12 protein-coding genes are annotated in these 13,928 nt (G+C 45.8%); 2 read left to right on the top strand and 10 right to left on the bottom strand.

What is annotated here, in order from left to right:
• Positions 1–43: 43 nt before the first annotated feature.
• From H9L11_RS15990 to H9L11_RS16010, 5 genes are all read right to left on the bottom strand, one after another.
• Positions 44–913, bottom strand: a complete 870-nt coding sequence (locus H9L11_RS15990) for a LysR substrate-binding domain-containing protein (protein WP_205391263.1) — start codon at positions 911–913, stop codon at positions 44–46.
• 136 nt (positions 914–1,049) lie between these two features.
• Positions 1,050–2,030 (bottom strand): OmpA family protein, encoded by a 981-nt coding sequence (locus H9L11_RS15995; RefSeq protein ID WP_005374035.1) that lies wholly within the window; start codon positions 2,028–2,030, stop codon positions 1,050–1,052.
• A gap of 454 nt (positions 2,031–2,484) precedes the next feature.
• Positions 2,485–3,609 carry a M14-type cytosolic carboxypeptidase gene (locus H9L11_RS16000; RefSeq protein WP_205391264.1) on the bottom strand — a complete coding sequence of 375 codons (1,125 nt, stop codon included), beginning with the start codon at positions 3,607–3,609 and terminating at the stop codon, positions 2,485–2,487.
• Positions 3,610–3,722: 113 nt separating this feature from the next.
• Complete coding sequence (locus H9L11_RS16005; protein ID WP_205391265.1) at positions 3,723–5,123, bottom strand: FAD-dependent oxidoreductase; 1,401 nt, start codon at positions 5,121–5,123, stop codon at positions 3,723–3,725.
• A gap of 219 nt (positions 5,124–5,342) precedes the next feature.
• The gene (locus H9L11_RS16010) at positions 5,343–5,702 is read right to left on the bottom strand and encodes a DUF3316 domain-containing protein (protein WP_017819758.1); all 360 of its coding nucleotides are present in this window, start codon (positions 5,700–5,702) and stop codon (positions 5,343–5,345) included.
• A 412-nt stretch (positions 5,703–6,114) separates the two neighbouring features.
• Between H9L11_RS16010 and H9L11_RS16015 the strand changes: the two genes are divergently transcribed.
• Together H9L11_RS16015 and H9L11_RS16020 are read left to right on the top strand one after the other, a co-directional pair.
• Entirely contained in the window at positions 6,115–7,041 is a 927-nt protein-coding gene (locus tag H9L11_RS16015; RefSeq protein ID WP_005384371.1) for a VirK/YbjX family protein, read from the top strand.
• 12 nt (positions 7,042–7,053) lie between these two features.
• Positions 7,054–7,605 carry an outer membrane beta-barrel protein gene (locus H9L11_RS16020; protein WP_205391266.1) on the top strand — a complete coding sequence of 184 codons (552 nt, stop codon included), beginning with the start codon at positions 7,054–7,056 and terminating at the stop codon, positions 7,603–7,605.
• A gap of 67 nt (positions 7,606–7,672) precedes the next feature.
• Here the strand turns inward: H9L11_RS16020 and H9L11_RS16025 are convergent, their stop codons facing one another.
• The 5 genes from H9L11_RS16025 to H9L11_RS16045 all read right to left on the bottom strand — a co-directional run bounded on the left by H9L11_RS16025 (position 7,673) and on the right by H9L11_RS16045 (position 13,716).
• Positions 7,673–8,578 carry an EamA family transporter gene (locus H9L11_RS16025; protein ID WP_047102800.1) on the bottom strand — a complete coding sequence of 302 codons (906 nt, stop codon included), beginning with the start codon at positions 8,576–8,578 and terminating at the stop codon, positions 7,673–7,675.
• 66 nt (positions 8,579–8,644) lie between these two features.
• Positions 8,645–9,349, bottom strand: a complete 705-nt coding sequence (phnR, locus tag H9L11_RS16030) for a phosphonate utilization transcriptional regulator PhnR (protein ID WP_005442366.1) — start codon at positions 9,347–9,349, stop codon at positions 8,645–8,647.
• Between the two features lie 9 nt (positions 9,350–9,358).
• Positions 9,359–11,083, bottom strand: coding sequence for a putative 2-aminoethylphosphonate ABC transporter permease subunit (locus H9L11_RS16035; protein ID WP_005445406.1), 1,725 nt, complete (start codon positions 11,081–11,083; stop codon positions 9,359–9,361).
• An 8-nt stretch (positions 11,084–11,091) separates the two neighbouring features.
• Positions 11,092–12,198 carry a putative 2-aminoethylphosphonate ABC transporter ATP-binding protein gene (locus tag H9L11_RS16040; RefSeq protein WP_005395343.1) on the bottom strand — a complete coding sequence of 369 codons (1,107 nt, stop codon included), beginning with the start codon at positions 12,196–12,198 and terminating at the stop codon, positions 11,092–11,094.
• Positions 12,199–12,705: 507 nt separating this feature from the next.
• Positions 12,706–13,716, bottom strand: a complete 1,011-nt coding sequence (locus H9L11_RS16045; RefSeq protein ID WP_136976315.1) for a putative 2-aminoethylphosphonate ABC transporter substrate-binding protein — start codon at positions 13,714–13,716, stop codon at positions 12,706–12,708.
• Positions 13,717–13,928: the final 212 nt, after the last annotated feature.

The raw sequence follows: 13,928 nt of genomic DNA on the forward strand, positions 1-13,928 counted from the left end.
TAGCCAAACCACACATGCGCTCTACTTACTCGCTGAACGAACATTAAAGACTCTGTATTAACCATTGAGCAAAGGTGTTTACGTGTGATTTTTCGGATGCTCGAACCACCATATAATGTGCACCAGAACTTGGCATATGCCAATTTCCAGCCTGGACTAATACGCCCTGTTGCAGCTCATCCTCAACAAGAAAGTCTCTTACCAGCAACACGCCAAGTTGATTAATCGCAGCATGAATAGCAAGCAATGAGTGTTCAAACTCGGCGACGACTTTGCTCACCTTCCCTTGGTAACCTTGGTGTGAAAGCCACTCTTGCCAAGATTCATGATAACCACTAGTACAGATTTTAGGCGCTTTAGCTAACTGCGAGAGGTCATTTATCGGGTTTAAATGCATAAAGCCGGGGCTTGCGACAACAATCCAGTTTTCTTGGGTTAATCGTATGGCTTCTTGCTCTTGCCAATCTCCATCTCCGTTAATAATTTCGATATCCGCAATCGCACTGGCGTTTGGAACTGTATTAGCAGTTGTCGAGACTTTAAAGGAAATGTCTGGGAATTGTCGCTGAAAATCAGCCAATCTTGGCATTAACCACTGAGAGCAAAAGCTGTGAGCGACATGTAAGTTAACTTTCGTATTCTTGGGACGAGTAAATAAATGCTGCGTCGTGGTCGATAATGTTTGAAGCACATGGTTAACCACAGGCCAGTATTCTTTTGCTGAGCTGGTCAGCGTAAGGTGCGTACCCTTGCGCTCGAATAACGTCGCATTTAACTGCAGTTCTAGCGATTTCACCTGCTGACTGACGGCCGCACGGGTCACATTTAGCTCCTCTGCGGCTTTAGTGAAGCTCTGTAATCGCGCCGTGGCTTCAAACGCTCGGAGCAAATTAAGCGGCGGTAAACTTTGCATAACACTCTCCCAAATACTTGGCAGCCATGGTATGAACTGGTGATGACAAATTGATGAAAGTGCTGAGTTTGTTAAGCGGGATCAAAAAAGCCAGCGTGATACACGCTGGCTTTTGGAACTGTCTCTTAAGCAGGAATTATTCTGCTTTCTCAGTGGTTTGGTATTCAAACGCAGGGACAACTACTTCAACACGACGGTTCATTTGACGACCTTGACGTGTTTCGTTGCTTGCTACTGGGTTAGCTTCACCCATGCCTTTCACTGTCATACGCTCAGCCGCAATACCTTTTGCTTGGAACTCGTCAGCAACGGCTTTCGCACGTTTTTCTGTGAGTTGCTTGTTGTAAGCAGCAGAACCTGTCGTATCGCTGTAACCCGTGATCTCAACTTGAGCTTGTGGGTAAGTATTCATCAAATCAACGGTACCAGAAAGGTTCGACGCATCTTTCACTTCTGCACTTTCTAAGTCGAATTGTACTGTCGCTGTTGTTTGAGCAGGGTAAACGTGATCTACAATGCGGGTTGCAGGACGTGCTTCTACCACCTCTTCAACGGCTTTTTCTTGAACGACTGGCTCAGAACCAAACTTGTAGTTGAAACCGATACCGAAGAAATCTGAATCCATGTCTTCAATTACATCATCAGACATATCTTGGTAGCGTTGGTATTCAGCACGTAGGCTCCAGTTGTAGTTGATTTGGTATTCAGCACCCAGAGAGCCAGTTGGTACGAAATCTTTCTCGTCACCAGCCATCATGTATGCAGCACCAACTTTCGCGAATAGATTCCAAGAATCCGTTAGTGGTAGGTTAAATTTAGGAGCAAGCGTCAATGCCCAAAGATCACCATCAACGGTGTTTAGGCCAGGCTTTTTGAAGTTTGCAGTGAAGTCACCAAGGTAATCAACACCATACTCTGCCGCAACGTACTTGTTGAAGCTGTAGCCTAAGTGCATAGATGCTGCAAAACTGTCGTCGTCACAAGGTTCGTTTAGGTAACACGCATCGTTTAGAGAGTTGTAACCTACTTTACCGCCCATGTAAGTGTCAGCAAGTGCAACGTTTGAGATCACACCACCAGCAAGTACAGTAGCCACTGCTATAGCGATTTTTTTCATTATTCTTTTCCTTTTTCTTGTACACAAAGCAACACATCGCGGCAGCATACTGCCGTAAAATATGAAGCCGTAACTTTCTCTTTTCTTCGAATAGAAATAGCTAAATAGCGTAGGAAAGAATCAAAAATGATATTCAAACGCCAATGACGTAAAACGGAAAAAGGTAACCTCAAGACCATCTATTCATGAGCTTCATCCGCATACCCAACCGAAAAATAAAGTTCGTTGCGTTGGTTTAGCCATAGTCAATTCGTTGCGGAGAATATCACAAAGAAGCCAACTTTCTGTGACGCAAATCACCATAAAAAACCACTTTCTCAAATTTAAGAATCATCATTTAAGCTTGTGAATGGCAACAAATTTTTACAGGGGAGCATGGATGTGGAGAGCACAAAAAAACAGCTCATTTAAATGAGCTGTTTTCGAAATAATGAAAAAGCGTTAACTCGTCGCGCTAAATTTTATCCGCTACGGTTAACGTTGCAGCTAATACATCTTGCCCAAACAAGACACTACGCTCAGGAGACCAACCGTAAAGTGGATCTGGGTGATTGTTGTTATCTTTAAATGGCATTTCGATTGTGTAAGACAAGCATTTGAACTGCTCTGCAACCCAATTTGAACCCACAGTCAAATTCGCTTTACCAGGCTCATCTTTATCGTAACCAATCTCATCTTGGAACTCTGGCGTAATAGTCAGTAACGCTTGCTTAAATGATGTCTCTAAAGCGGCAAGATTTTCATCGTAAGAAGGAATACCTTCTGAGCCAGCGACGAAGTTATACGGAATCGCTTCATCGCCATGAATATCTAAAAACATGTCAACACCCGTTTCCAGCATGCGCTGACGCACAAGGTAGACTTCTGGGCTCTTTTCCATTGATGGCGTTTGCCATTCACGATTTAGGTTTACACCTACTGCGTTGGTACGCAAGTGACCGCGAATACCACCGTCTGGGTTCATGTTTGGTACGACGTAAAGCACCGCTTTTTCAAGCAATGCACGCGCAATCGTGTCGTTTTCATCTAACAGACGTTGGATCATACCTTCCATGAACCATTCTGCCATCGTCTCACCTGGGTGCTGACGTGCAATCATCCAGATTTTCTTTTTACCTTCTTCTGGCTCACCGAAAGTAAGCAAGCTCATGTCGTTGCCGTCTAATGTGTGGCCTAGTGTTTCAAGTTGGCAGTGGTGCGCGCTTTGTGCCATGTGTAACAAGTCTAAATGACGATCGTACGTGTATGGCGCAAAGTACGCGAAGTAAATTGAGCTGCGCTCAGGGATTACAGTGAAAGTCAGCGTGTCGCCATCGAACTCTGCCGGTACTCGGAACCATTCTTCACGATCGTAAGACGCAACCACATCGTAACCTTGCCATCCTTCTGGATAAGCCGATTTAGCCAAATCAAGCAATTTGATGGTGTGTGATTGCTCGGCTTCTGTCTCAAGACGGAAGTGGAACCACTGGTAGAATTCCGACATATTGTCGTTAGGAATTTTGAGTTGGATGTCGTTTTTGTCGTCCGCTTTCACTACGTGAATGCTGCCGCTATCGAAGTTGCTGAATACTTTCATTTTATGACTCACCTTTTAAATCTGAGCTTGAAAGACAGAGGCTAACACAAGGCTTCATCGCGCCCCAATGACTTTCACTGCAAACTGTCTCGTTTGTGGCTAAAGTCTTCAGTTTAGTCAAGCTTATCCGCTTTGCCTGCTGGTCCCGCGAGTTTTGCTAGCCACTTATCCCAGATGAATGGCGTCTGCTCGTTATCTTCTGCTTCCTCTTTGCGACGTACCGCGTTGCGTACCATCATTGCTCCCGTCCAACGGAATGGCTCTGGCGGGAAATGCCCCAACGGCCCTTTGGCTAAACCGCTTTTCGTCCATTCATTATCGATTCCCAATGCCAACGAAGATAAGATTTTTCCGCCCATTCGAGTCTGCGCTACACCATTGCCTGAATAACCAAATCCGTAAAAGATATTGCTCTGTTTATCTAGCTCGCCGAAAAAAGGGAAACCAGTAGCAGAACGATCAGAGCCCCCCGTCCATGAATAAGCAAACTCCTCTCCTCTCAAATGAGGAAACAACTTATCGAACGACTTGCGCAGTAGACCTTGGTAGCGTGTTGGCTTGTTAAACATTGCGTCAACTTGGTTATTGAAAGAAAACTGATTGCCGCCTTTCCCCAACATCAAACGGCCATCTGGCGTATCTCGGTAATAGTGTACAAAAATACGAGAATCCAACACACTAGAACCTGCCTGCCAACCAGATTGAGGTAGTGCGTCACCAAGCGGCTTGGTGATCACCATGTCGGAAGAGACCACCACGATACTGTTTTTAAACTGTTTAAACTGCTCCACCATCCATGCGTTCAATGCCAACACCACCTGCTGCGCTTGAACATTTCCTTTAGGTGTACAGACAATGGCAGGTTTTCCATAATCTAGACGCGTCATCGGCGTGTTCTCATAAACTTCTACACCCAGATCAATAGCAACACGGCGTAACCCCCTCACTAATAATGCAGGTTGAACGCTGGCTGCAACTGGAGAGTGAAAGCCTTCTATATGTCGAGGTGAACCCGCATTGGCACGCAGTTCCTCCACCGAGCAACGACGCCAACTGTTCACTTCTAATAGCTTTAACTCGTCCACAACTGGCTGCATTCCCCCAGTTTGAGCCTGATTGGTTGCAGTGTAATAAACCCCTTTTAACGATAAATGCGCATCGATGTTGTGCTGCTGACAAAAGTCGTCAATCTCTAGCACTGCTTGTTCCGACTCTTTTACTAACCAAGCAGCATGTTCTTCACCGAATAACCGTTTCAATGTCGGGAACTTGGTAGACCAAGTCAACATACAACCGCCATTTGCGCCCGATGCACCACTACCACATAAGCCCTTTTCGATAACAACCACCTGTTTTTCCGGAGATTGCTGCTTAATCATAATCGCGGTCCAAAGTCCGGTGTATCCGCCACCAACAATCGCAACGTCAGTATTAATGTTCTGCTGTAACGGTTGTGGCGTTTCTGGTTGCTCAGCTTCAATTGCCTGCTTGAACCAATATGAATGATGTGTCATCGGGTATCCTCGTTAGTGCGTTACATCCATTTCCGCAAACACTTTACAAACGATGATGACAATCAACGAGCAAGAAAATCTAACGCTGAGCGATAGAAAATGTTGCACTGAGAGTGTGAAAATTTTCGCTTTCGACAAAAACAAAATGGGGAGCTCGTGGCTCCCCAAAACAAACAGCAAAAAATATTAGTGGTAAACAATTCAAGTCCGTCTTACTGGTTAGTATTTACCGGTATCACGCATGCGGTACTCGTATTGAACATTGAGAATAGGCTGGTAAACAACTTGCCCGTCACTTTGCAAGAACTCATTTACCATGACTTTTGAGTCAGTGATAGAAAACGATTGGCGATCAACATACGTTGTAAGGCTCGTAAACTCATCACGGAGTTGTCCAGATGATTTATTTTGGTAGCTTTGGATCATGTCTCGGCCCATTTCATAAGCCGCTTGTTTGCTATCCATTACGTCACCATGGATAGTTTCGGTATCGTTTGTCCACTGATAACCACCAGCAAGAGCCATAGAAGGTGCAGCAATCAGAGCAATCGTACTTGCTAAAGTTGTTAAGCGTTTCATAAACCTCTCCTTACTTACCTTTACATCGGGCCAAAATTGGCTCGATACTTATAAGGTACGTATAAAGACCTAAAACACGTCAAAACAATTTCAAATAATGTTCAATTTTCGTTCAACTTATTTCACATTAACTTAGCAACTCAACGTCATATTCAGCCGACATTCGCATTTTCTTCCTTTTGAACAATGGGTTTCAACCTGACACTTCCTTACCAAACCATACAATACCTAAGGTCAATTTTCTCTTAGAATTCCAGCAAAAGAACACTGTTCAAAACCTTACACAAACGTCGGACACAGCAAAAACCACCTCTTTTCAGTCGTGCTTTGCATTCCTCCTTTTCGGGTTCTTCGCTGCTCGTCCGTCGGTTCTTAATTGTCGCTATTGAGCACAAGTTAATCTGGAGTGAAAATGACCGCGAACAAATCCATTTTTTACCATAGCAAATCGATTTACTCAGATGATTATGCTGATGTCTACAAGCCAATTTGGACCTACAGAGCTAAGTTCATCTTACGTGCGCTTTATTACAAACGTGCGTTTAAGCACCTTTCAGACAATATTGAATCGTCATTGTTAGAGTTGCTTTGTACACGTACGCATCGATTTTTAGAGAAGCCGTTTCGTCCGTATATCATCAAAAACAACTCAGCGTTCGATCGTTCTAACTTGGTGGTTGATCACTACAAAACGATTTCAGAACTGTTTTCTAAACAAACAATCGAAGAAATCTACACAGACTCGAAAGGCCTAACATTAGCCTCTTTTGAAATTGACGAAATACTGTACTCGGTGAGATTAGTATACGAAGCACGTTATCAAAAAGAAGGCGACATGAGCCTAGTGCTGCACAGCGCTGAAGATGGCAACTTCTACACGCTCTCTTTTACGCTCGGTCACATCGAATCTGGACGCAGCATTATGATTGGCGGCTTACAAGGACCGCGAAGCAGTGAAGAAAACAACGCGAAAATTAAAAAGCTAACTCGTAAGCTTTACGGACAGAGACCAAAAAGCTTGATGGTGAGCTTGCTCACTTTGCTCGCACAAATTTGGGAAGTGAACACAATTCTAGCAGTGAAAACGCAGTCCCATACTTACGCAGCTAAGCGCTACAGCAAAGGGCGAATCAAAACAGATTACGATGCACTCTGGCAAGAATTAGGCGGCACCGAATACAATCGTCATTTTTACTCAATTGATGTAAATGCACCCCGTCGAGATATCGAAGGCATGTCGCGCTCTAAGCGTTCGATGTATCGTCGCCGTTATGAATGGCTAGACAACACCAAGATCACTTTCGAACAAATATTAAAAGGCGAGCAAGCTAAAAGCTAAGGAGAAGCGTTCATGCGTTATTCATTCATTACTGCTTTAGTGTTGTCGGCTTTTTCTTTGTCAGCCAATGCAGAAACCAGTGAGCACATCATAGGTACAAACATTGGCTATGGCGATGTGAACTACGATGCTCCGACAAGCAAAGAATCAGGCGACATGTTCTTAGGTGAAATATATTACCGCTACATGCCAACACATAACTTTGGTATCGAAGCAGGTTATAAAGGCGCGTTTGACGGTATCGGCTCGATACTCGTGAGTCCGATTTCAGAAGTCACCGATACGAGCTTCTCCGGACCTCGCTTGAGTGGCTATGCTAGCTATCCTCTGGGTTCAGGTTTCGAACTGTACGGCAAGGCAGGTGTCACTCTCTACACTCTCGAATACACTTATAAAGTGAACGGTCAGAGCAAGAACATCGAACACTCAAGTGTCGGAGGTGAAGCGGCTGGCGGTATCGGCTGGAGCTATAAACACTTTGGTTTGAATGCAGAATATGTGTACTCAAAAAACAGCGATTTTGACTCTAGCGGCGTGATGTTTGGTGCGCGACTGCGTTTTTAAACAAGGCTTACAATTAATACAAAAGGCAGCGAGAGGCTCATTCGCTGCCTTTTTTCGTGAATATAGGTCAATACGCAAGCGCGAGAATGATCCCCGCCACGATAGAAGTAACGCCAAGCCCTCGGGTGAGATACCATTTCTCAGACAGAAACCAAATCCCCATAAACAATCCAAACACAATGCTGATTTGCCTTAGTGCTACGACCAAACTCACGTTGTCGGTCATGGTCATCGCAAACAGCACCAAGCCGTAGGTGGATGCCATCATTACCCCTGCCATGCTGGCTGTTTTGCGGATCTGCCACGCTGTCTTAATCTCATCTGGCTTGTCCGTAACTAAGCACCACACAAGGGCAGGAATACCAATTGCCCAAAACTGCACGCCCAAGTAGAAGATTGCACTGTACTGATCATTCAAGATCTCTGATGCTTGTCCTGTGAGTAAACTCAGCGCTTCTTTATCGACTACCGAGTAACCCGTTGTGCCTATTGCGGCAATCAATGCCCAGAACACACCAACGTTCAAATAAGAGCCCAATGTCATCTGACGAAAATTCGTCAGTGGTACCAGCATACAACCAAGAGTAATTAGTAAGAATCCAAGCCACTGCTGACTAGATAATTCATGTCCCAATGCAACACTGATTGCGCCGACCATCATCACAGGCAGTGCCCGAGCAATCGGATAAACCACCCCCACATCAGCGTGCTTATAAGCGACAATCAAACCAACCAGATAAACCATTTGTGAAATGCCGCTAATGAACAGCAACCCCCAAAACTCACTCGGTAATGATGTCCAGCCAATGGTTGCCAAATACCAAATCAAATAAGGGGTAAGAATGAAACATGCAGAGAAGCTGGCCGCCATAGTAAACGCGAGCCCTGACCCAGAGTTGCTTTTGCCAAGGATATTCCAGCCCGCATGAAGAACAGCAGAGAAAACGACGAGACCAATCGCCAACAAATCCATTTCAATGTTCCTGTCTGAATAAAATAAAGGCCCCGAGATGGAGCCTTAGATAATGAGAAAATCCACTTAACGATTGAGTTCCGCAAGAGATTCAATGCTGATGGCATCGTGTCGCCAATACTCGATATCGCAATCAATCAACTCACCGTGCTGGTTGTAGTTGATGCGCTCCACTACCATCGCGGGCGTACCGGCTGTCGCACGCAGTGCCTGAGCCATTTCACCCAATAAAGTGCTGGTTGAAATGCGGTAGCGAATCTTTTGATACGTCACGCCATAATGATCGCGGTAAATGTCCGTCAGTGAATTTGATAAATCGTAATCCAACAGGTTCGGAAACAGCTCTGGGCGAATGTAGTTTGTTACGAATACCACAGGTCTGTCTTCAAGGTATCGCACACGGTCGACTCGATACACGTCCGAGAAAGGTTGCAAGTCCAGTAAGCGCGCGGCTTGTTTGTTTGCCAACGTCCCTTTTGCTGCAACCAACTCCGTTTTTGGCACACGATTTTGCGCTTTCGCCATGTTCGGGAAGTTTAGCGTTTGGGTGGGGTCGTAACGCAATGGCTCAGGTGAGATAAACCAACCTCGGCGATCTTCGCGATAGATTCGACCTTCCGCTTCTAGCAGTGATAAAGCTTCACGCAGAGTGACGCGTGTAGTATCGAACGACTCCGCCAACTTACGCTCTGCTGGCAGTTTTTGACGCGGCGATAGCATGCCCGCTTCAATCTGTTCAACAATCGAATCTTTAATTTTTACGTATTGCACGAAGTGTCCTTATCTTTTGCGCCAAGCTTGTGTGCGATTTTCTAACAATTTACCCAAAGTCATCTGAACAATCTTCGCAATTGCGGCAGCAATCATGATCATGACAGCCATTGCCGCTGCAGCGCCAGTTTGACCTGCATCATCCATATTCAGAATCGAGACCGAAGCCGGAATCGTATCGGTTGAGTAAAGGAATACTACCGCAGAAGTGGTGGTCAATGCATTAACAAACAAGTAAGTCGCAATGTCCAAAATCGCAGGTAAGCACACAGGTAATGTCACTTTAAAGAACAACTTGTATTGAGGAAGCTTCACCGATGCCGCCGTGGCTTCAATCTCCGATGGCAACTGCTTTAGCGCTGTCAGTGCAGTCATGTGACCCACGGTGTAGTAATGCACTACTGTGTTAATCACCAAGAATGCCATGGTGCCATAAAGCACGTTCAGAGGATTGTTCGCATCATTGAAGTAAAAGATGTAACCCAAACCAAGCACCATACCCGGTACCGCCATTGGCACCACGCTAAGCATTTGCATCACCTGGCGAATTGGACCGAACGCACGCCCTTTCTCAATGCAGTAAGCACCGACAAAAATGATGGCTGTACCAATAACTGCCGTCCAACCTGCTAGCGTTAGCGAGTTGAAGAATGGGCTCCAACCGTAAGTGCTCATTTCGGCAAAGTTGTAGTTGTTTAGCGTCAGCGCTTTGTTCCAAGGCCAGAACGTAACTAACGAGCCATACACCGCCATACCAAGTACTGCCAGCACTGCGATAGAAATGATGCTGCAGTAAACCAAACAAATGCTGTCGCGCGCTTTGTTAGGCTCTGGCTGATAAGGCACCGAGCGAGTGTCGAATAAGCTCTTTTGTTTTTTCTGTACCCAACGGTCTGCGCCGAACGCCATTACCGCAGGGAATAACAACATAATGCTGGTCACCGCCCCCATGGCAAAGTTTTGTTGCCCCACGACTTGCTTGAAGATGTCAGTCGCCAGAACGTTGTAGCTGCCACCAATCACTTTCGGCACACCAAAGTCTGTGATAACCAGTGTAAAGACGACGATAAGCGTACTGATCAAACCGTATTTCGCCGCAGGTAGCGTCACCATAAAGAAGGTTTTGATGGGCGATGTTTTCAATGCGCGGGCAGCTTCATACAAACGGGCATCTGAAGTGCGCAGCGAAGTAGTCAAAATCATCAATGCATGAGGGAAGGTCCAGAAAATCAAACCCATCGAGATACCAATCACGCCGTAAATCGAGTTTCCTAACAGCATCTCTTTGGCAATGCCTTGATTACCGAAAAGGAAGATCAAACTGATCGCTGGTAACAGCGAAGGCGCAAGAATTGGCGCAGTACCTAGGATTTGGAACAAACCTTTAAACGGCATACATGAACGAGTCAGCGCGTAGGCATAACCGAACGCAAGCACACCCACTACCGAGGTCACAATCACGCCCAAAGTGAAGGTGTTTCCCACCGACACCCACAAGCTTGAAGAAGAAAAGTACGTCGCAAAGTTTGCCAGACCGACAAATTCGCCATTGGCATTTTGCACACTCTTGGTCAACATTGCCCAAAGCGGCATTAAGATGAACAGCACCATCATGGTCGACAAGCCTGCGAGCAAACCGAACAACACAAGGTTGTCGCGGCTGACACGTCCGAGTAGGGATTTTGCTTTGTCTTGTGTGGTCAGGCTATTCATCGTCATTGTCTTCGCATCCATGTTTACACCTACGCCGCTAGTGCTTTATCAACCGAGGGCACGGCGTAACCATGCAACCCTTCTTCAGCAAACTGGATGTAACGTACATCGCCCGCTTTGATATTGAGTTTTTGAACCGTTTCCACAGGCACATCCACGACGATGGTTTTCGTTGAGCTGTCGTTTTGCAATACGCAATCAATGCGGAAAAACGCCCCCAAAAACTCGGTTGCGGTAACTCGCACAGGTAAAGAGTTGTTGTAGTTTTCAACGAACTTGATGCTTTCAGGGCGCACCGCAAGGTCGAAGCGGTCACCTCGTTGAATCTTACGATTGGTCAAGCTTGGCGCTGGCATCAAGGTTTCCGCAATGCGCACTTGGGAATCCGTTGCGACTGAGGTTTCAATAAAGTTCATGCTGCCGACGAACTCAGCGACAAAGCGCGTGGCTGGTTGTTGGTAGATTTCTTGAGGTGTGCCAACTTGCTCAATCACGCCATGGTTCATCACCACGATCCGATCCGCCATCGACAGCGCTTCGTCCTGATCGTGCGTAACCATGATGGTGGTGATGCCAAGCTTACGTTGCAGCTTACAAATCTCGTCACGTAAGTGAACACGTACTTTTGCATCCAGCGCTGACAGCGGCTCATCAAGTAACAGTAGACCCGGAGACAACGCTAATGCGCGAGCGAGTGCCACACGCTGCTGTTGACCACCAGAAAGTTGGTTAGGAAATTTCTCGCCGGAGGTTGGAAGACCAATGGTTTCTAACCAATAATCCACCTTCTCTAACGCTTCTTTGGTCGACATGCCTTGGTTCTTCAAACCCACTGCAATGTTCTCTTGCACAGTTAGGTTCGGAAACAGCGCGTAAGATTGGAATACGATGCCGAAATCGCGCTTCTCTGGTGGTAGGAATGTGGTCTCTTGACCGTTTTGAAAAATCGCACCAGACGTTGGCAAGTCTAAACCTGCAATGGCACGTAGCAGAGTGGTTTTACCGCAGCCAGAAGGACCAAGAAAACAAACAAACTCGCCCTTTTCAATCGCTAGCGAGATCTTCTTTAATGCAGTGAACTGTCCGAATTGCTTCACTACATTTTCGATATTTAGGTAATGTTGGTTAGTTGACATAACACACGCTCCAAATGGTATATACCAACTTTAGTTTTGGAGTGTTACGTTCCAATGACAAATTTATAGCCAGAAGATGACAAATAGATGAAGGGCGATGAGGTTTGTTCAAGTGGTAATTAGAGATTCCCGACTCACTCCTTCGTCGCTCTCGAGAATGACGTGGTGAGTGTGGTTCATAAATTCTGAAATCACACTCATTGCCTAGAATTACGAGCTTTGACTTTCACGCCATACGCTTAAGATCGTCATTCCGGACGAGCCTAAGCGAGCCATCCGGAATCTCTTACAAGCACTATATTCTGAGATTCCCGACTCACTCCTCCGTCGCTCTCGAGAATGACGTTGTAAGTGCGGATAGAAGATCCCAACTTTCTTAAGTCCGTCATTCCAGCGAACCTAGGTGAGACTAGGAATCTACTTTCAGCAAACTCTGAAATAACAGAGAAAACAAAAAATCCACCTCAACCGAGGTGGATTTCAGTATTCAACTCAAAGCAAATTCAATTAAGATTTTGGCTCTGATTTCGCGTCAAACTTCTCAGACCATGCCGCTAGAATCTCTGCACGCTTGCTGCCCATTTGCGCGAAGTCCATCTTCGCCATGTTCTCTTGAACGTTCGGGAAGTTAGATACGGTCGCCTTCACTTCTTTATGTGCAACCACTGGGTACATTTCTACGTAAAGCTCGTTTGCTGCTTTAGAGATTGACCAGTCGACAACACGCTTCGCTGCATTCGACTCTTTTACTAGACCAACAGCTTCTGATTCCCAGCCGATACCTTTTGGTGTGATAACCGCTAGTGGTGCGCCTTGTGTTTTCAGCTTCGCGCCGCGGCTTGCCATCGAGATACCGATAGCCACTTCACCCATACCCGCTTGAACACATGGCTTAGAGCCAGAGTGCGTGTAGTGTGCAATGTTCTTGTCTAAGTCACGCATGTAATTCCATGCCTGATCTTCACCCATGTTTTGTAGCCAAGCAGAAACCTGCATGTAGCCAGTACCTGAAGACGCTGGGTTCGGCATTGCAATGTGACCTTTGTAAACCGGCTTTGTTAGGTCTTCCCAAGACGTTGGTTTCGGTAGGTTAAGTTGTTTCGCAACCGCTTCGTTGAAACAAACTGCGTTAAAGAACGCATCGTTACCGAACCAAGCTTGGTTTGATTGAGGGTCGTTTAGGTTCGCGTGCAGCTCTTCCAAACCTTTTGGTGTGTAAGGCTTAAGAAGACCTTCATCTTTAAGCAGTGCCATTGACGAGCCAGCAAGACCCCAAACCACTTCCGCTTGAGGGTTATTCTTTTCGGCCAGCAATTTCGCCGTCATGATACCGGTGGAATCGCGAACCCACTTAATCTTGATATCTGGGTTATCTTTCTCAAACGCAGACTTGTATTTAGCAAGAATGTCAGTTTCGAAAGCGGTGTAAACCGTGACTTCCTGTGCTGCCATTGCATTCGTAGCTAGCAGAGAGACAAGTGCAGCCAGCGATCCTTTCATCAAACGGTTTTTCATCATTTTCTCCAGTTAATTTGGCTAAGTTTTCATTTGGTCTGTACCAGTTGACGATATACACCCTACTGAGCCTTTGTGACGAAATCATGACCATTAAATGGCAGTTTTACGAAAATTTGCGCTGAATAATCGTTCAATTGATCCGCCATTTTCTGGATATTAAAGTTTTATGAAATTGGATATTCGCCTATTTACTGCCCTTTTCTTCCTCGTTA

Origin of the sequence: Vibrio sp. sp1, assembly GCF_016920955.1 — a bacterium.
Taxonomy (GTDB): Bacteria; Pseudomonadota; Gammaproteobacteria; order Enterobacterales; family Vibrionaceae; genus Vibrio; species Vibrio alginolyticus.

Excerpts from the sequence above, each read along its gene's own strand:
- H9L11_RS16020 (WP_205391266.1), top strand. The coding sequence starts at position 7,054 with ATGCGTTATTCATTCATTACTGCTTTAGTGTTGTCGGCTTTTTCTTTG.
- H9L11_RS16040 (WP_005395343.1), bottom strand. The coding sequence starts at position 12,198 with ATGTCAACTAACCAACATTACCTAAATATCGAAAATGTAGTGAAGCAA.
- H9L11_RS16000 (WP_205391264.1), bottom strand. The coding sequence starts at position 3,609 with ATGAAAGTATTCAGCAACTTCGATAGCGGCAGCATTCACGTAGTGAAA.
- H9L11_RS16010 (WP_017819758.1), bottom strand. The coding sequence starts at position 5,702 with ATGAAACGCTTAACAACTTTAGCAAGTACGATTGCTCTGATTGCTGCA.
- H9L11_RS16015 (WP_005384371.1), top strand. The coding sequence starts at position 6,115 with ATGACCGCGAACAAATCCATTTTTTACCATAGCAAATCGATTTACTCA.
- H9L11_RS16045 (WP_136976315.1), bottom strand. The coding sequence starts at position 13,716 with ATGATGAAAAACCGTTTGATGAAAGGATCGCTGGCTGCACTTGTCTCT.
- H9L11_RS16035 (WP_005445406.1), bottom strand. The coding sequence starts at position 11,083 with ATGGATGCGAAGACAATGACGATGAATAGCCTGACCACACAAGACAAA.
- H9L11_RS15995 (WP_005374035.1), bottom strand. The coding sequence starts at position 2,030 with ATGAAAAAAATCGCTATAGCAGTGGCTACTGTACTTGCTGGTGGTGTG.
- H9L11_RS16025 (WP_047102800.1), bottom strand. The coding sequence starts at position 8,578 with ATGGATTTGTTGGCGATTGGTCTCGTCGTTTTCTCTGCTGTTCTTCAT.
- H9L11_RS15990 (WP_205391263.1), bottom strand. The coding sequence starts at position 913 with ATGCAAAGTTTACCGCCGCTTAATTTGCTCCGAGCGTTTGAAGCCACG.
- H9L11_RS16005 (WP_205391265.1), bottom strand. The coding sequence starts at position 5,123 with ATGACACATCATTCATATTGGTTCAAGCAGGCAATTGAAGCTGAGCAA.